21 protein-coding genes are annotated in these 16791 nt (G+C 68.3%); 8 read left to right on the top strand and 13 right to left on the bottom strand.

The annotated features are described in order from the left end of the window. Window positions 1–2: 2 nt before the first annotated feature. The 9 genes from VGD32_RS04615 to VGD32_RS04575 all read right to left on the bottom strand — a co-directional run bounded on the left by VGD32_RS04615 (window position 3) and on the right by VGD32_RS04575 (window position 4439). Window positions 3–629 (bottom strand): DUF2460 domain-containing protein, encoded by a 627-nt coding sequence (locus VGD32_RS04615; RefSeq protein ID WP_331030731.1) that lies wholly within the window; start codon window positions 627–629, stop codon window positions 3–5. A gap of 57 nt (window positions 630–686) precedes the next feature. Continuing rightward, a complete protein-coding gene (locus VGD32_RS04610; RefSeq protein WP_331030730.1) occupies window positions 687–1214 on the bottom strand; it encodes a phage tail tape measure protein in 528 nt (175 codons plus the stop codon). Beyond that, window positions 1207–1362: a phage tail assembly chaperone gene (locus tag VGD32_RS04605; protein WP_331030729.1), complete on the bottom strand. Its 156-nt coding sequence runs from the start codon at window positions 1360–1362 to the stop codon at window positions 1207–1209. The genes VGD32_RS04610 and VGD32_RS04605 overlap by 8 nt, the downstream gene beginning before the upstream one ends. A 17-nt stretch (window positions 1363–1379) precedes the next feature. Continuing rightward, window positions 1380–1673, bottom strand: a complete 294-nt coding sequence (locus VGD32_RS04600) for a GTA-gp10 family protein (protein WP_331030728.1) — start codon at window positions 1671–1673, stop codon at window positions 1380–1382. Beyond that, on the bottom strand, window positions 1673–2083 hold the full coding sequence (locus VGD32_RS04595; protein ID WP_331030727.1) for a phage major tail protein, TP901-1 family: 411 nt from the start codon (window positions 2081–2083) through the stop codon (window positions 1673–1675). The genes VGD32_RS04600 and VGD32_RS04595 overlap by 1 nt, the downstream gene beginning before the upstream one ends. 1 nt (window position 2084) lies before the next feature. After that, window positions 2085–2489, bottom strand: coding sequence for a DUF3168 domain-containing protein (locus tag VGD32_RS04590; RefSeq protein ID WP_331030726.1), 405 nt, complete (start codon window positions 2487–2489; stop codon window positions 2085–2087). Next, window positions 2486–2770: a phage head-tail adapter protein gene (locus tag VGD32_RS04585; RefSeq protein ID WP_414644339.1), complete on the bottom strand. Its 285-nt coding sequence runs from the start codon at window positions 2768–2770 to the stop codon at window positions 2486–2488. The genes VGD32_RS04590 and VGD32_RS04585 overlap by 4 nt, the downstream gene beginning before the upstream one ends. Window positions 2771–2775: 5 nt before the next feature. After that, window positions 2776–3042 carry a head-tail connector protein gene (locus VGD32_RS04580; RefSeq protein WP_331030725.1) on the bottom strand — a complete coding sequence of 89 codons (267 nt, stop codon included), beginning with the start codon at window positions 3040–3042 and terminating at the stop codon, window positions 2776–2778. A 146-nt stretch (window positions 3043–3188) separates the two neighbouring features. Then, window positions 3189–4439: a phage major capsid protein gene (locus tag VGD32_RS04575; RefSeq protein ID WP_331030724.1), complete on the bottom strand. Its 1251-nt coding sequence runs from the start codon at window positions 4437–4439 to the stop codon at window positions 3189–3191. Between the two features lie 121 nt (window positions 4440–4560). On the opposite strand from VGD32_RS04575, the gene VGD32_RS04570 reads away from it, so the two are divergent. Next, on the top strand, window positions 4561–5343 hold the full coding sequence (locus tag VGD32_RS04570) for a hypothetical protein (RefSeq protein ID WP_331030723.1): 783 nt from the start codon (window positions 4561–4563) through the stop codon (window positions 5341–5343). A gap of 76 nt (window positions 5344–5419) precedes the next feature. Continuing rightward, window positions 5420–5818 carry a hypothetical protein gene (locus tag VGD32_RS04565; protein WP_331030722.1) on the top strand — a complete coding sequence of 133 codons (399 nt, stop codon included), beginning with the start codon at window positions 5420–5422 and terminating at the stop codon, window positions 5816–5818. A gap of 4 nt (window positions 5819–5822) precedes the next feature. Here the strand turns inward: VGD32_RS04565 and VGD32_RS04560 are convergent, their stop codons facing one another. Then, complete coding sequence (locus VGD32_RS04560) at window positions 5823–6305, bottom strand: HK97 family phage prohead protease (protein WP_331030721.1); 483 nt, start codon at window positions 6303–6305, stop codon at window positions 5823–5825. Here VGD32_RS04560 and VGD32_RS04555 point away from each other — a divergent pair. Beyond that, window positions 6304–6762: a hypothetical protein gene (locus VGD32_RS04555; RefSeq protein WP_331030720.1), complete on the top strand. Its 459-nt coding sequence runs from the start codon at window positions 6304–6306 to the stop codon at window positions 6760–6762. The two genes, VGD32_RS04560 and VGD32_RS04555, sit on opposite strands and share 2 nt — an antisense overlap. Here the strand turns inward: VGD32_RS04555 and VGD32_RS04550 are convergent. From VGD32_RS04550 to VGD32_RS04540, 3 genes are all read right to left on the bottom strand, one after another. After that, the gene (locus tag VGD32_RS04550) at window positions 6759–6980 is read right to left on the bottom strand and encodes a hypothetical protein (RefSeq protein WP_331030719.1); all 222 of its coding nucleotides are present in this window, start codon (window positions 6978–6980) and stop codon (window positions 6759–6761) included. The genes VGD32_RS04555 and VGD32_RS04550 overlap by 4 nt on opposite strands. Beyond that, a complete protein-coding gene (locus VGD32_RS04545; RefSeq protein WP_331030718.1) occupies window positions 6980–8140 on the bottom strand; it encodes a phage portal protein in 1161 nt (386 codons plus the stop codon). Before VGD32_RS04545 ends, VGD32_RS04550 begins: the two co-directional genes overlap by 1 nt. Window positions 8141–8577: 437 nt before the next feature. Further along, complete coding sequence (locus VGD32_RS04540) at window positions 8578–9057, bottom strand: YcgN family cysteine cluster protein (RefSeq protein WP_331030717.1); 480 nt, start codon at window positions 9055–9057, stop codon at window positions 8578–8580. Here VGD32_RS04540 and VGD32_RS04535 point away from each other — a divergent pair. The 5 genes from VGD32_RS04535 (at window position 9025) to VGD32_RS04515 (ending at window position 16757) form a co-directional block, all read left to right on the top strand. Then, the gene (locus VGD32_RS04535) at window positions 9025–10854 is read left to right on the top strand and encodes a molecular chaperone HscC (RefSeq protein WP_331030716.1); all 1830 of its coding nucleotides are present in this window, start codon (window positions 9025–9027) and stop codon (window positions 10852–10854) included. The two genes, VGD32_RS04540 and VGD32_RS04535, sit on opposite strands and share 33 nt — an antisense overlap. Continuing rightward, window positions 10851–12737, top strand: coding sequence for a hypothetical protein (locus VGD32_RS04530; protein WP_331030715.1), 1887 nt, complete (start codon window positions 10851–10853; stop codon window positions 12735–12737). Before VGD32_RS04535 ends, VGD32_RS04530 begins: the two co-directional genes overlap by 4 nt. A gap of 47 nt (window positions 12738–12784) precedes the next feature. Next, window positions 12785–14626, top strand: a complete 1842-nt coding sequence (locus VGD32_RS04525) for an ABC-F family ATP-binding cassette domain-containing protein (protein ID WP_331030714.1) — start codon at window positions 12785–12787, stop codon at window positions 14624–14626. A 43-nt stretch (window positions 14627–14669) separates the two neighbouring features. Further along, window positions 14670–15680, top strand: a complete 1011-nt coding sequence (locus VGD32_RS04520; RefSeq protein WP_331030713.1) for an alpha/beta hydrolase — start codon at window positions 14670–14672, stop codon at window positions 15678–15680. Window positions 15681–16265: 585 nt separating this feature from the next. Then, the gene (locus tag VGD32_RS04515; protein ID WP_331030712.1) at window positions 16266–16757 is read left to right on the top strand and encodes a hypothetical protein; all 492 of its coding nucleotides are present in this window, start codon (window positions 16266–16268) and stop codon (window positions 16755–16757) included. Window positions 16758–16791 lie beyond the last annotated feature (34 nt).

The following is a 16791-nucleotide window of genomic DNA, read 5'->3' as shown; positions in this document are numbered from 1 at the left end:
CTTCAGACCCTCACCTCGATCAGGGGCACAGCAGCCATCCGGCCAGCCGCGAAACTCTCAAGCGTCACGTCCACCCTGTCGGCATCGAAGCGGACTGGGACGTCGAACTCGTATCCGGCGGTGACCGCCGCACCGGCGGCAGGCGCAACGGCGAGAGTGACTACGCCCGTCGCCAGGTCGAGTTCGAAAGCCGGCCCTTCCAGTTCAGCGCCGTCGACCGCGAGCCTGACGGTGCCTTCGACGGGCTTGTGGATTCGCCGCGTCACAGCGTCTTCCTCGCCGTATCGCTTACTCAGCTCGAACGTCCTCCGCATCCCGTCCCCATGGCCCAGGGGCTGGTCCACAGGCGTGATTGTTCCGCTCGGCTCGCAGGATCTGAAGTCCACGAAATCCCTGAACCGGAACCCGTACAGCCGTCCGCAACGCGCCTCGAAGAACGCGGTCAAGGTCGCCATGTCGTCGAGAGACTTCAGGTTCGCACCGATCAGGTAGCGCCTTCGTCCTTGCGCCCACGGTGTCGATCGCCGCTCGAAGCCCGAGCCCAGCGTCACGATCTCGGTGCGCCGCTCGACGCCGCCGGTGGATCCGAACGCCAGGCGGGCAGGCAGCCTCACTTCGTGAAACGCCATGACAATATCTCCTGGATGTTGAGCCCGGCGCCGGGGCGCGCGACTTCGCCGCTCCGACTAGAGCCGACGTGCGCCGAGGGAGACCGCCCGCGCCAGCGCCTGTGCGATCTGCGCCTCCGATCTCAGCAAGGCCTCCGCCCCGCCCTCGATGAGGACGTTGACCGTCACGCTCCCCGCGGCCGGCGGGTCAATCACACCGGAACTGCCTGGCCGAAACAGTTCCGGTCCGCGCTCGCCGACAAGGTACGCTCCGCCTGCCGCAACCGGCCCGCCCTCCGCCCGGGCGCCGGCGAAGATCGAACCCGCCGCCTGGGCGATGGCGCCCGACAAACCTCCAGCCCGGCCGCCGGCTGCCGCGTTGACGGCGGCAAGCACGGCGCGCGCCAGCTCCGCCAGCGAGACTTCGCCGTCGGCGGCGGCCCGAGCCAGGGATCGCGTCAGGCTTGAGCCCGCCCGGTCAAAGGCGCTCTCGATCGACGCCGCCGCTCGCTCGGCAGGCTCCCGGAGCCCGTCCAGCGCCGCCGCGGCCTCGGCCACCCGCCGCGGCATGGAATCCACGCCCCCTGTTCCAGGCTCGTCAGTCATCGGGCCACGCCTCCGCCATTCGCTCGAACTCGCTTCGTCCCAGCGGCGCATGCGCCGAGGAGGTCTCGGTCAGCATTCGCCATTCCTTCAGCGACAGCCGCCAGAAAGCCTCGGGACCCACGCCCAGATGCGCGGCCGCGCGCATCATTGACGCCCAGGGCGTCCTCATGCCGCGGCGGCGAATGCGTGGGCCACCGCCTCAGCCGCCTCGCAGGGGTCGACCAGAGCGTAGGCCAATTCGCTGGCCAGAGCGTCCTCGCCGCCACCTCTCAGCAGGGCTGCAAGGATCGCTGTCAGATCCTTGGCCGACAGCGCCCGCATCCGTTCTGCGAGCGAGAGCAGCCCGTCGCAACCCAGCGCCGTCTCCATCTCCGCCAGAGCGCCCAAGGTCAGGCAAAGTCGCCGCTCGGCCCCTGCCAACATCGCGACCACCTCGCCTCTCGCACCATTGGCGTGCATCACGCGGCGCCGAACGTCAGTTCACCGGCGCTGGCCAGGCTGATCGCGAACGTCGCCTCTCCCTCGTGCTCGCCGGCGTACTCGAGGGCGGCGACCAGGAACGGGCCTTCGAGTGAGCCAAAATCGGGCACGATCAACCGCCAGGTCCGCGCCGTCTGGTCAAAGAAGGTCTCGCGGATCAGCGCGTCCGAAGCCGCGTCGCGGAAGATGCCCTGACCGGCCACGGCAGCCGACTTCACGCCTGCGCCGTCCAGCAGTTCGCGCCACCGGCCGGCGCTGTCGCCATCGGTTGCGTCCACTGTCCGGGCGTTCAGGGACAGGGTCCGGGCCCGAAGGCCTGCGACGGTGGTGAAGACCCCCGGCGCGCCCTCGATCTTCAACAGGATGTCCTTGCCGCGTTGCGCCGCCATTTCAGTCCTCCTCAGTTACGGCGCGCACACGCAGCACCGCGAATGTCCTCAGCCCGTCGGACGCCGGATAGACGTCGGCGAAAGTGACCCTGAGGCTGACCGTGCGCACGCCGTCCGCCGCCAGGACCGCATCTGTCAGCGTCAGTCGCAGCACCGCCAAGATGGCCTTGGCTTCTTCCGTGCCGCGGAAGCGCGAAACGGCGGTCAGCGTCAGCGCATGTTCGACACCACCTCCGTCCGCTCTCACCGGCCGGCTTTCCGATCGCCCGACCAGCAGGTGAGGAAAGGTCGGCCTGTCCGGCGCGGCATCCCAGATGCGGGCCGGATCGCCCAGCACTGCGCGAATTCCGGCGTCTTCCGCGAGGTGCGCGATCAGCGCCTTCTGCAGGGCCAGTTCATGGCTCATGTCGTCCGCTCCAGATTCAGGATGGCCGCCCCGCCCACTGTCTCGGACGACCGGATCCGCCAGTCGGCGCCGCCGAACCTCAGCACCCGCTCCGGAAGCAGACGCGCATCGGCCCGGGCTTCGGCTGTCATGATCTCGACGATCCGTGCGCCGCCCGGCTCGTTCTTCTCGCGCCTCCGTCGCGGCCCCACCTTCAGCCACGCAGATCCCAAGGGCTCCCAGTGGACCGCCCGCCCGCCGTAGGGCGTCTGACTCTCCAGTCCCTCGAACAGGCCCGCCAACACCCTCACAACCGCACCACGCGATAAGGTGCGATCCAGGCTTCTACAGGCTGGATCGGCATCTCGCTTTCGCCACGCTCATAGGCGCGCAGGGCCAGCATCAGGATCGCGAGCCGCAAGGGCGCGGGCGAGGTCGACGTCAGCACCAGACCCACATCTTGCCCGACCCTTTCCTGGGCCGCGTCGATGAGGGTTTGTATCAGCGCGTCCTCGGCGTCGTGGTCGACGCGCAGGAACAGCTTCGCCTCGGTGAGGGACACCGGTGCGGTCATCTGTGTCTCGCTTTGCTCAATGGGGGCTTGGGAGGACGCACGAACTCGAGCACCCGCTCGACCCACTCCTGCCGTCGCCGGCTTCACCTGGGGAGCCTGGGTGAGCGACGATCTCTCGCCCCCCACCCGGCCATGCCTGCTGGCGACTAGGTTGCGCTGAACTTCAGAACCTTGATGGCGTCGAAATTCTGCACGCCGCCGCCGACCCGCTTGGTCGTGTAGAAGAGCACGTAGGGCTTGGCGGAGTACGGATCCCGCAGCACGCGGACGCCGGCGCGGTCTACGATCAGGTAACCGCGCTGGAAATCGCCGAAGGCGATCGCGGCCGCGTCCGCCCCCACGTCGGGCATGGTCTCGATCTCGGTGACGGCGTACCCCAGCAGGCTGGCGGTTTCTCCCGGCCGTTGCGCCGGCTGCCAGACATACGCTCCGTCGCTATCCTTGAATTTTCGCACCGCCGACACGGTCCTGCGGTTCATCACGAAGCGCCCGTTCGGCCGGTACCGGGCCTTCGGCGCATAGATCAGATCGATCAGACGATCCGTGGGGCTGGACGCTGCGAACGCCCCTGCGGCGCCCGAGGCCACATAGCCGATCTTGCCCCACTCATGGCTCGCCTCCGCGACGATGTCGTAGCTGAGGAATCCCTTGGGCTTGTTGACGCCGTCGCCGGTCACGAAGGCGCTGGTCTCCTGCGCGGCGAACGCATCCTCGACCTCGGAAGCCAGCCATTCGTCCAGGTCGATCAGAGCGTCGTCGAGCAGGCTCTGCGTGGCCGCGGGACTGGCGTACAGATCGGCAGACGGGAACTCCAGCAAGGCCAGGGTCGCCGGGTCCGTCTCCGGCCGCGCCGCCGTTTCCGCGACCCAGCCCGCGGCAAGCCCGGCAGTCGAAACCGGCTTTCTGAACATCCCGGATCCGACCGTCCGCACGCTCGCGATCTCGCGCATCGGCGAGCCGGCCATCAGCCGCCGCTCGATGGCTCGCTCGGTCTGTTCGGGCACGACATAGCCGGCCGAGTTCGACGCGGTCGACAGTCCCGCCTTCAGCTCGAGGCCGAACGAGGCGCCGGACTTCAGGTACCCGTCGAACGCGGCCTTCTCCTCCCCATGGAATGTGGAGTCGGACCGCGACACGGCGAACCGGCCCGTCGCATCAGCGCCGATGCCGGGACGTCGCCCCTCGCTCACGACACGATCCAGCCGCGCCTGGGCGCTGCTCACGGCCTGGTCGATCCGCGCCACCTTCTCCTCCAGCAGCGTGTCTGCGGTGGACTTGCGCTCGATTTCATCCAACCGGGCGTCATTCGCCCCTTTGAATGCCTCGAACGCCGCCATCATCTCGTGCATGGCGGCGCGCGCCTCGGGGGTGCCCGAGGCCGTCTTGGTCTCTTTCATGGTGTCTCCAGGTTTCAGGAACCGCGGGATGCGGTTAGGATCGGGGCGTGAGCCGCCCCCTGCAGAAGATCTCGTTGCGCCACCGCAGCGTTCGCCTGGCAGCGCTCGGCGCGGTCGCCGGATGAGCCCCCGATTCACCAGGCTCGAACGCGAGGTCATGGCCGCCATGGCTCACGACCTGCGCCACGTCGCGCCGGACCTCGCCGGCCAGTTCGAGGAAAGCCTGCCGGGCACCCGCCGCAACACAGGCTCCGGCCTGTTCAGCGAAGTCATCGTCAGCTCGCGCCGCCCCCTGTCGGATGAGCGGGCCACCGGTCGCTTCGGGACGGTCCACGCCATGGTCGGCGGTCTGCCCGATCCGATCGCCTTCCAGGTCGAGCTCAGGAACGGCCGACTCCTCGCCCTCCCTGGCGACGCCTATGGCCAGGACACCCGGGCGATCGACTTCACCCAGACTCCGTTCGAGCAGGTCTTCACCCTCAACGATCAGGGCGAGTCCATCGCCTTCGATCCCGCCGCCCTCATGAAACCGAGCCCCCTGCTGGCGCTCCATCAGCATCAGGATCGTGAGCCCGTCGAGGGGAGCCCGGGGACCCGTCCCCTCGTCAACCGTGGGCCGCTGGAGCGTTTGCAGGAAGATCCGGCCTCGGATCTGGATGCGATGTTACGCGAGCCGCTCGATCCCCATTCGACCCCTCAACTCAAGTCGCTCCTGACCGGAATCTGGCTTGCCGTGGCGGTCGCCGGGCTTCTCGCCGTGATCCTGTTTCGGGTCTCCTTCATCTTCGTGGTCGTCGCTGCGATCTGGCTCGGCGCGATCCTCCGAAAGCCCGCCGCCAGGACCGCTCTCACGCATGCCGCGAAAGCGTTGAGCACGAAGAAGGCTCGCGCCTTCCCGTCATGACGGGGGCCAGTCCTGTTGACCCGGCCGCGGCGGCGTGTGACAGTTCGACGGTTACTCAACCTGAAGGAGTGCGGCTATGCGCCTGGTTGGAACACTCGCGACATTGCTCATCGTCACAGGCTGCGCTCCCGTGGGGAGCGAAGCACCGACGGGTGCGCCCTCAGGGGCCCGCCGTTGCTTCTCGGCGGGCGAGGCCCGGCTGATCAAGCTGGATCCCGGCGCCGGCGCATATGTCAGGGTCGACAGTGGTGAAGCCCTCCTGTTGACCGGCCCAGCCGCCTGCCTCGGTCCGTCCGGTGAGGTGAGCATCGGCCTGCGCCCGGTCGGCCCGGAAAACGCCGATGTCTGCATCGGTGACCCGGCTCACCTGGACATCCGCAGTCACGCGACCCTCCTGCGGACCTGCAATGTCCAGGTCGCGCGCGTCGTTCCGCAGAGCGAGATCGCGCGACTTTCGGGCCGCCAAAGCCCCTGAGCCGCTACTGGCGGGCAGCGACTCGCTCCTCTGCTGTCGTGGGCCTCACTTTGAAGCGCGCCGCGGGCAGCATGGGAAAGGTCACCAGCGACACCTCCCAAAGCTCGACTTCCACCAGAATCCGCAGCCGTCCCTCGCGCCGCGCACGCTGACTCCGGAACCCGATCGATAACCCGTCCAGCGCTCCGGCCCGCGACAGCGCCTGCGCGAACCGGGCCTCGGCTGACCAGTCCATGATCCGACCTCGCACCCGCAGGCCGCGGTCGTCCTCGAACATTTCATCCCAAACGCCGACCGGCGACCGTCCCTCGTGCTGGTGCAGCATCCGAACCCCTTGCGCGCCGCCCGCGGCCAGGCTGGCCGCGAAGCTGCCCCTCGCGATGACATCGCCGTTGAGATCGGCCACGCCCCATAGCGAGGCGTACCCGGCGATTCGCAGGCCCTCTGCTCCTTCGGTCGACGCCACATCATGATAGCGTTGGGCCATGCGCCTCATCCCTGTCTCCATGATTGTCACAGGCTTGGCGGGCTGCGCCTCGGTTCCGCCGATCGCTCCGGGTGACTATTGTCTGGTCGAGCCACTGGTCGCGGACACCGGTCGCGAGACCTTTGCCCTGGGCGACTTCTCGATGCGGGCCCGGGTCGCAGCGCGCAACGGTCAGACCTTGATCAGTTTCACCAACGCCATGCCCGACAGTCAGGAAATCCTTCACGTTGAGGACGAGCCCGCCCGCATGGGTCGTGATGGAACGCTGCGTTTCACTTTCGTCGACGGCTGGGGCAACGCCGGGCAGGGCGCACTCACGCCCGGCGGCGTCATGACCCTCGACCTCATCAGCCGGTCGTCCGATCCGCTTGGCGCCAACATCGGCCGCAACTATGGGACCTTCCGGCTGACCGCCGATGACTGCGACCGTGAGCCGCGTCCGAGGCCGTCGCGCTAGCCCCGCTCCATCCTCGTCTCCATCCGCTCGACGGCGGCCCTCGTGGCCTTGCTCTGCTCTTCCAGCCGCGCAAGCCGCTCCGCCACCTGACGATGCTCGCTCACCCTGTCCTCCAGGGTGGCGATCCGGGCCGCGGCCCCGCCCGCCCACACCAAGGCCCCGGCGGTCTGCACCGCCAGCGCCGCGATGACCGCGACCGGAACCTTCCGCATATCCATCACAATCCTACTCCAGCCATGCGCCGCCGCTCTTCGTTCGTCAGAAAGCTGGCCGCCTCCAGGCGTGCCCACAGCGCGTCCCGCTCCGGCTGCAGCGCCGGCACGCCGTCCAGATCGGCCTCGATCCTTGCTCCCGGGAACCGACCGCCCAGCCATCCGGTCAGCGCGGCAGCCGTCTTTCTCGCGAGCGGCGCGACTGTGCCGCGCCAGAAGGCTGCGTTGGCTTCGCGGTAGTTCGAGTAGGTCGCGTCGCCGGGGATGCCGAGCAGTTGGGGCGCGACGCCAAAGGCCAGGGCGATCTCGCGCGCCGCCGCGTGCTTCCCGGCGATGAAATCCATGTCGGCGGGTGTCCAGCTCATCGGCTTCCAGTCGAGCCCCCCTTCGAGAAGCATCGGACGCCCCGCGTTGATTGTGCCGGCGTGGCTCTCGTTGATCTGTGACCGGAGGGTCTCGAACTGCTCAGCCGACAGCCGCTCACCATCCTTGGAGCCGTAGACCAACGCCCCGCTGGGCCGCGCCGCATTGTCCAGCAACGCCTTGTTCCACGCGCTGGATGCGTTGTGCACGTCGATCGCCGACGCCGCCGCCTCGAGCGGTGAAAAGCCGTAGTGATCGTCTGTCGGATGAAACAGCTTCAGCTGCATCACCGGCATCCAGCCGTCCGCCTGCCGACCGATCCGCAGAGAGCGGCCGTCGACGGAATACTCATAGGCTTCGGCCCAGCCCGCGCGCCCCGGGACCACCTTCACCCGATCCGGCCGCAGCGCCCAAAGCTCTGCGGGCGCGTCTTCCCCCACGGCCTCGGCATAGGCGTTTCCCGCCGTTTGCAGGCCGCCGTACAGCGCCTCCAGCCATTCCGTGCCCGACTGCTCGGGGTTTGGCTGCGCCAGCAATCTCGCCAGCGGATGATCGTCGCGTCTGGCCCCGTCGATGAAGACGGTCAGGGGCGTCGACGCCGCGGCTTCGGCGACCATTCGCACGCAGCGGTAGGCCACGGCGTTCCGGGCAAAGCCCTCGTTCGCCAGGTTGGCGTAGTCTCTCGGCGTCCACCGCGGACGCCCTGCGCTGGTCAGGGCGATCAGGGGGCCGACCCGGCTATCCTTGATCTCGGGCGCAACGACGCTCCGCCGCCCCCCGAAGGGGCGCCGCCAGTTCAGCATGGTGATCTCCGGTGTGGCGCCCGCGCGCGGGGAGGGCTCAGCTCAGGTCGGCCCCAGGCGCGCCCCTCCCCTACGCGATGGGGACGCTCACCTGTCTCTCCGACGTTCCCACATTATGCGCCCACAGCGTTCTCAGGATGAAACATTGACTCGAGAAATCGCTAAGTGACTGATTTTGCGAAATTTCATCTCGCCAATCCGACTATAGATTCCCGAAAGGTAAGCACAGCGTCACGGTCAGGCGCCGTGGCGCCGTCCCGGTCCGCCGCCCGCTGTCCCAGCCGTGCAGCGATCACCCGCAACAGCTCCGCCACCTGGATGGGCTCCCGACATGATCGTCATGCCCCCCCGCCAGCGCCGTTCGACCTGCTCCCGTTGCACGTTCGCGGGCGGAGGTTGCGATCCCGGCATTGTGCGGATGAACAACGAGACTTCGGTTAGCGCGGCTTTCCGCCCCGTTCGGCCGCCCATTCCGGCGCCTCGAAATCGAGCGCATCCTCGGGGTCCCGCAGCGCCAGTTCCGAAACCGTCTGCCCGCGTACCGATACGCCGGCTTCATGCACGCTCTCCGGATCGCCCGACACCAGCGGATGCCAGTCGGCCAGGGGCCGTCCCTCGTGGATGCGACGGTAGGCGCAGGACTTCGGCATCCACTCGAGCGCCTCGATGTTCCAGGGGGTCAGCTTGATGCAGTCAGGCACATGCTCCCGCCGGTTGGCGTAGTCTGAGCAGGTGCAGCGCACGGGATCGAACAGCCTGCAATGTACGCGGGTCGGCACGACCTCGCCCGTGTCCTCGTCCTCAAACCGTACGAGACAACACAGACCACAGCCGTCGCACAGGCTTTCCCATTCCTCGCGCGTCATCTGCTCAAGGCGCTTGGTTTGCCAGAAGGGTCGTTCCATCGGCGGCGTCATACGCCCAATGACAGAGCGTGTCGCCAGCGCACTTCCACCCGTCTTCCCATCAAGCTAGGGAATAAAGCGAGTGGCGTTCGGGGGATACGCGTGATTATCGGCATCGATCTGGGCACGACCAACAGCGCGGTCGGCATTTTTCGCGACGGCAAGGCGGAGCTGATCCCGAACAGCCTCGGCCATGTCCTCACGCCATCGGCGGTCAGTTTCGATGAAACCTCCGGCGAGCTGATGGTCGGCCTGTCCGCTCGCGAGCGGCAATCAACCCATCCCGAGCTGACCGCCACCGCCTTCAAGCGCTACATGGGCTCAAGCCGGATCACGAAGCTGGGCAAGAGGAGCTTCACGGCCGAAGAGCTTTCGGCTCTGGTGCTCGCCCGGCTCAAGGCGGATGCGGAGGCGTTTCTCGGAGAACCGGTCACCGAGGCCGTCATCACCGTCCCCGCCTATTTCAACGACAAGCAGCGCAAGGCGACCCGACGCGCGGGCGAGCTCGCCGGGCTGAAAGTCGAGCGCCTGCTGAACGAACCCACCGCCGCGGCCCTCGCCTACGGCATCCACGAGCTGGGCGACGCGAGCCGGTTCCTCGTCTTCGACCTCGGCGGCGGGACGTTCGACGTCTCGGTGCTGGAAATCTTCGAGGGCATCATCGAAGTCCGCGCCTCGACCGGTGACAACCGTCTCGGCGGAGAGGACTTCAACGACGTTCTGACGGAGGAATTCCGCCGGACAGCCGGAAAAGATGTCCCGGAGAAGGATCGGTCCGATCCCCTGTTGCGCGAGCGGATCCGGGCCGCCGCCGAACGCGCGCGCCGGGCCCTGAGCGAGCATCCTTCGGCGACCATGACGGTCATCTGGAAGGACAAGGCCCTCGAACGGCAAGTGACCGCCGATGATTTCGAGGCCCTCTGCCAAGGGCTGCTGACCCGCCTGCGCGACCCGGTTCTTCGGTCTCTGCGCGACGCCAATCTGCGGGCCGAGGACCTGTCCGAGATCATCCTCGTCGGAGGGTCAACGCGGATGCCGATCGTGCGCCGCGCCATCACGCGCATGTTCGGCCGCTTCCCCGCCAACGCCGTTAACCCGGATGAGGCCGTCGCCGTGGGCGCCGCCGTGCAGGCCGGTTTGAAGGCCCGCGACGTGGCGTTGAAGGAAGTCGTCATGACCGACGTCTGCCCCTACAGCCTGGGGGTCGGCGCGAGCGAGCATGATGCCGCCGGTCGCTCGCTGGGGATCGCCTTTTCCCCGATCATCGAGCGCAACACCGTCATTCCCGCCAGCCGGGTCCAGTACTACCAGAACGCCGCCGCCAATCAGCGCATGGTCAATATCCCGGTCTACCAGGGTGAGTCCCGTAACGTGGCGGACAACATCCTCCTCGGCCAGTTGGAGGTGCCGATCCCGGCCGGCCCGCTGGGCAGCGTGCAGATCGAAATCCGTTTCAGCTACGACATCAACGGCCTGCTCGAAGTCGATGTCCACATCCCGAAGACCGGGGAAAAGCGCGAGCTCGTCATCGCCGATGAGGCCGTCATGGCTGACGCCGATTTCGAAAAGCGGCGCCTGGCCCTGGCCGCTCTCAAACAGCACCCGCGCGACAGCGACGCCAACAAGGCGGCCATGAGCCGCGCCAACCGCTGTTACGAGGAGTCCCTCGGGGACCAGCGGGCCTTCATCGCCGACCAGATCCGCGAGTTCGAAAGCGTTCTGGACCGCCAGGACCCGCGCGACATTGAGCATGCCCGAAACCGGCTGACCCAGGTCCTCGATCGCTTCGAGGGCGAGACCTGGCTGTGAGCCGATCCATCTGGACCACGCTCGGGATCACCTCGACCAATGACGTGGATGAAATCCGCCGCGCCTACGCCCGGCGTCTGAAGCAGGTCCATCCCGAAGATGATCCGGAGGGCTTCCAGGCCCTGCGCGCCGCCTATGACCAGGCTTCCAGCCTTGCCCGGAACGGCTGGGCCGCGCCGCGGCCGCTCCCGCCTGGAGGCGAGGACGATCAGGACGACCCCTACGATGACGCCGATGACGTCTGGCCGGACGAGGCGGGCGATCGCTGGCGCCCGGCGGCAGGCTACACGCCACGCGGTTGGGCCCCGCCTGAGGGAGATCGCTGGACCCGCCCCGAGCCGGTCGAACAGGCCGCCGCCGAAGCCGATCTGCCCGACGACATCCGCGCCGAACTGGCACGCGAGCGCGACCTCGCCGAAGCTCACCAGGCCCTGTGCGACCAGCTGACGGCCCTCGTCGCCCGGGCCGACGGCGATCGGCACGAGGCGCTGTCGGCGATGATCCGCATCTTCCGATCGCCGGCCATGGACTCACTGACCACCTACGCCCGCACCGAGCAGTGGCTTGCTCAGGTGGTCGGCTTCGGCGGCCCCGTCGTCGACGAGATGGTCGAGCCGGCGATCCAGTTCTTCGGTTGGGAATCCAGCCGTGTCGGTATCGACCTTCGCCACGCCGAGCCCGTATTGCGGCGGCGCGAAGCAGGTCTCCTTCTGCGCCGTCTTGAACGGCGCAGCGCACCGGAAAACGAGGCCTGGCGAGCGCTTACGGAGCGGCCGACCCCGATCAGCCGCGTCCGTGAACGCCTGACGCCTCGGCTCGCCGGCCGCATTGAATCGCTGCTCCAGCGCCTCGAGCACGAACACCCCGAGATCATCGAGCGCATGAACCCTGAGGCGCTGGCGCGCTGGCGGGCGCGGCAGACGCGACCGGTGCTGGCTCCGGTGTTCCTCTGGATTCTCATCATCGCCCCACCCGTCGCGGCGATGATGTTGAACAGCCTCGGCGACTTCGGTCCGCCGACCCTGCCGACCTTTTTCGCCTTCTGGACCGTTATCGGCTCGACCCTTCTCGCGGCGGGCGCGGGCTATGTGTACGGCGTGAGCCGGCCGCGGGCGGCCTGGTCGTCATCGGCTCCCTGGCATCGTCCGCTATGGCAGCGGTTCGGCTGGGCCCCCGCGGCCCTGCTTCTACCAGTCGTCGCGGGCGTCGCGCCCCCGGCCTGGTGGTTGCCCCTGTGCCTCCTGCCCATATCGCTCGGCTTGTGGGCCTGGGTGCGGATCACCACCAGCCATGTCCTGCTTCCCTATGGATCGCCCCGCGACTGGAGCCGGTATGCGGGCATTGCGCCCGTACTGGGCTATCTGATGGTGCAGGGCGACGTGGTCGGACAGGCGGGGACCGCCCTGCTGGTCGCCTTTGTTGGAGCCGCTCTCGTATTGCAGATCGGCGCCGAGGCCATCGCCGACGAAATCGCCCAGTGGGGGCCGGTCGGCCGCCGGCGCATCGGAGCCGCCGGGATGGCGGCTGTGGCGATCACCGCCGTTGCTGTCACGGCAAGCGCTTCGTCCGGCCGGGGCATGGCCGCCGCCTGCGGCCTCGTCATCGCCGTCGCCCTTGCTGACCGGGCCCTGATCTGGAGCCGAACCGGTCCATTCGTGGTCCCGAGGCGCTTCCTCATGCTTGGCGGGTGGCTCGGAGCATTGGCTGTCGCCGCCTTCCTGCCGTTCACCGACTTCGCCGTACGGGCGTTCATCGGCCTGAGCTTCTGGCTGCTGGCGGCGGCGGTTCTGACAGCGGTCGACGGTCTGTTCGACGGCAGGACCATCCTCCCGCACTGGTTCGGGCGCAGAAAAAATCGGCGCGCGCCGGGCGACCTCGCCTGACGGGCCGGGTGGCGGAGCGCGGTCGCCCGGTCTATAGCCCGCGCCTCATGGCCGCCAAGTCCCCCGGAAGACCCCCTCTCGTCGCCCTCAAGGACGTCCGCCTGCAGGACGGACCGCGGCCGCTGTTCGACGGCGTCGACATCGCCATCGAGCCCCGCACCCGGGCCGCGCTGGTGGGTCGGAACGGCGCCGGCAAATCCACCCTGATGAAGCTGGTCATGGGTCTGATCGAGCCGGACGCCGGCGAGCGGTCTGTCCAGGCCGGGACGCGCTTCGCCTATGTGCCGCAGGAACCGGTCATCACCGGCGAGACCCTGCTCGACTACGCCGTGTCGGGCGGCGCCCAGCCGTGGACCGCCGAGGCCTGGCTGACCACCTTCGGCCTCGACCCGGCCAAGCCCGCCGTGAACCTGTCGGGCGGCGAAATCCGCCGCGCCGCCCTGGCCAAGGCTTTCGCCGAAGAGCCGGACCTCCTTCTGCTCGATGAGCCGACGAACCACCTCGACATCCTCGCCATCGAATTGCTCGAGAACGAACTGCTCGCCGCCCGCTTCGCCGTGCTGGTGGTCAGCCACGACCGCGCCTTCCTGAACCGGGTCACCCAGTCCTGTCACTGGCTGGAAGGCCGGCGCGTGCGCACGCTGAACAAGGGCTTCGCGGCCTTCGACGAATGGGCGGCCAAGGTGATGGAAGAAGAGGCGGAATCCCTTCGCCGCCTGACCAAACGGATCGAGAGCGAAACCTACACCTTCTACCGCTCCATCACCGCGCAGCGGACCCGCAACGAAGGCCGCGCTCGCGCCCTTCAGGCGATGCGCGCCGACCGCGCCGAACGCGTCCGCGATCTGCCGCGCGAGCTCAACCTCGGCGTCGACTCCGGCGTCGCCTCCGGCAAACTGGTCGCCGAGTTGAAGGGCGTGACCAAGAGCTTCGGCGACCGCATCGTCATCGAGCCCTTCACCACCCGGGTCATTCGCGGCGACCGGCTCGCCATCGTCGGTCCCAACGGCGCCGGCAAGACCACCTTGGTGAAGATCCTCCTCGGCCAGCTCGAACCCGATGGCGGCACCGTCCGGCTCGGCGCCAACCTCGACCCGGTTTACCTTGACCAGTCCCGCGAGGGCCTGCGATCCGACATGACCCTGTGGGACGCCCTCACGCCGGGCGGGGGCGACTCCATCCTCGTGCGCGGCGTGTCGAAGCACGTCGCCGCTTACGCCAAGGATTTCCTGTTCCAGGAAGGCCAGCTGCGTCAGCCGATCTCCACCCTTTCCGGCGGCGAGCGCAACCGCCTGCTGCTGGCCCGGGCGCTGGCAAAACCGGCCAACATGCTGGTCCTCGACGAGCCGACCAACGATCTCGACATGGATACCCTCGACAGGCTTGAGGAGTTGCTCGAGCAGTACGACGGCACCCTCATCCTGGTCAGTCACGACCGGGATTTCGTCGACCGGCTCGCCACCTCGACCATCGCCATGAACGGCCGCGGCGACATCGTCGAGACCCCCGGCGGCTGGACGGACTTCATCCGCCAGAACCCTGGCTTCCTCCAGCCCGGCGCCAATCCGCGCCCGCAGGACAAGGAGGCGGCCCGCCGCGCCGCCGACAACCCCGCTCCCGCCGCCGCCCCGCCGCCCGCGCCGAAAAAGCCCGCCAAGCTCAGCTTCAAGGACGCCCACAGGCTCAAGGAACTCGAGAGTCTCCTGGAGAGCCTTCCCGCCGACATCGCGCGCCACGAAGCGACCCTTGCCGACGCCGATCTCTACGCCCGTGACCGCAAGGCCTTCGACCGCGCCACCGCCAATGCCGACCGCGCGCGCGCCCTGCTGGCCGCCGCCGAGGAGGAATGGCTGGAGCTCGAGGCGAAGCGGGAAGCGCTGGGCGGCTGACCTGTCGCATGGCGTCGCCCGCGCCTGGGCCTAGGCTCAGCCCATGACCCTGACCGTTCACACCCTCTCGCTGACGCCGCCCCAGAAGCGGGCCGCGCGGCGGGTGAACGCGGCTCTGGCGCTGACTCCGCGTCTCAAACCCGCCGGATGGCGCCTCGCTATCGGGCAGCGGCTCAACGGCGTGCTCAGCCAGGCGGCGGGCGTGGTCACCGAGGCTGCACTGAAGCGACGCGGGGTTCGACTCTCGGCCGCGACAATCCCGGGTCCGGGCGGAGCGCTGGGGGTCAGGCTGCTTCAGCCTCCCGGGCCTGCCCGGGCTCTCGTCGTTGACCTGCACGGGGGCGGCTGGGTCGTCGGCAGCGCGGCCCTGAACGACCGGTTGACCGGCCATCTGGCTGAGGCCGGTTTCGCCGTCGCCTCGATCGACTATCGACTGCTGGACGAAGGGCGCGGCGTCTGGATGCCGGACGCGGTGGCCGACTGCGTCGCGGCGCTGCGCTGGGCGCTCGGTGAGGGCGCTCGCCAGTTCTCCACGAACCGGGTCTTCGTGATCGGCGAGTCCGCCGGCGCCCATCTGGCGGCGCTCGCCATGCTCGCATTGCGAGACAGTATCGCCGTCGCCCTGCCTGCGGGATGCATATTTGTTCAGGGCGTCTTTGACTTGTCTGGCACGCCTTCGGTCAGATCGGCCGGGCCGGAGACGCTTCTGTTCGACGGGCCGAATTTGGAGCGCGATCTGGGTCGGCTGACGCCGGAGCGCGACGAAGCGGCCCGCAAGCAGCCGGATGTCTCCCCGCTCTATGCGGACCTGACGCGCATGCCGCCGGCCCTGTTCGTGATCGGCGATATGGATCCATTTCAGGATGACAGCCGCCTGATGGCCGAGCGATGGGCGGAAGTCGCATCGACGACGCGGCTGGATGTGCCCGACGCTCCGCACGGCTTCCAGCACTTCGGCGCCCCGACCGCGGCGCTCGCCCAGGCCTTCATCCGCGAATGGATCGCTGCACAGCTTGGGAATGAACCGCTTTCTGTGGAAAACCCAAGCGCCTGATTCGCTTTCACGAAATCCAGCCGCCCACAGATATGCACAGGGTTATCCACCGGGGCCGGGGCGGTTCCGCACAGCCGGCCGGATTCGGGCGCTTGCCGTCTAACGGATTTGGCGCGAACGTCAACAGGCCGAGGGACACGGCGGCGCGGAAATCCGGGGAGACCCGGGGCTCAAAGCGGACCGGCCCGGCTCTCTGACCTGACGCACCGGGGGGTTTCGACCTTAACGGACGGGGGGCAGGATCAAGGCCCAAAGGCTCCTTCGAAGGCTTCGGCCCCAGAAGACCGGCGGGAACCGGATCAGGATCGATGGACGGCGCGGGGCTCGACCTCGTGGAACGCCGGAGACCAGGAGCGCGACAGAATACAGCCGACCATCACCGGGGTTCGCCTCGCTGATGCTGAGGCCAAGGTTCTGAACCTCAATGGCCAAGTCCAACCCGGACTTGGCGAGGGGACGAGGAAAGCCGCTTGCGGTGATCTTCGTCCCCTCGCTCAATTCCGGCGCCCGTTTTGGCCTTTCCTCCGCATCGACATTCCCCGCCGTCGCGGTAAGCTTCAGCATCCCTGTGCTGGAGTCCCGCCGATGCGTCCGTTCCTCTTCGCCTGCGCCGTTCTCGCGGCGGCCGCGGCCACGACGTGCGCGGCGGCCCAGGAGCCTCCTCCCCCGGCGCTCAAGGGCGCCGAGACCTGCATGAGGGACAATGCCGGCCTGGCGGTTCAGTCCAGTTCCGGCGCCGCCGACGCGGCCGCCTTTCTGGTCGGCTATCTGTGCGCAGGACCGGTCGAGACCGCCGCCCTCTACGATCGCAACAGCGCCACCCTCCGAAACCTGCGCCTCATGCTGGAGAGCTCGGACGAAGCGAACGAAGACGCCGACTGGATGGCCGGCATGGTCGTCGACCCGGTCACCGGTGAACTCGATCTGAAATCGGCCAAGGGAGAGGACGCCCAGTCCGGCCTGATGGCGATGCAGATGTTGTCGGGCATGGGCATTTTCGGCGGCCGCTCGGGCAATGAGGCTCCGGCCTTCATCCGCGAGACCGCGGCCCGTTTCGTGATGGAGCATCGGCGCTGAGCCCGTCGCGTCCCTCCCGCCGCGCCCTTGTGGC

Origin of the sequence: Brevundimonas sp. (assembly GCF_036402095.1) — a bacterium.
GTDB lineage: Bacteria > Pseudomonadota > Alphaproteobacteria > Caulobacterales > Caulobacteraceae > Brevundimonas.
Note: the sequence above shows the minus strand (reverse complement) of the source record. Positions and strands in the feature narration are given on the sequence as shown.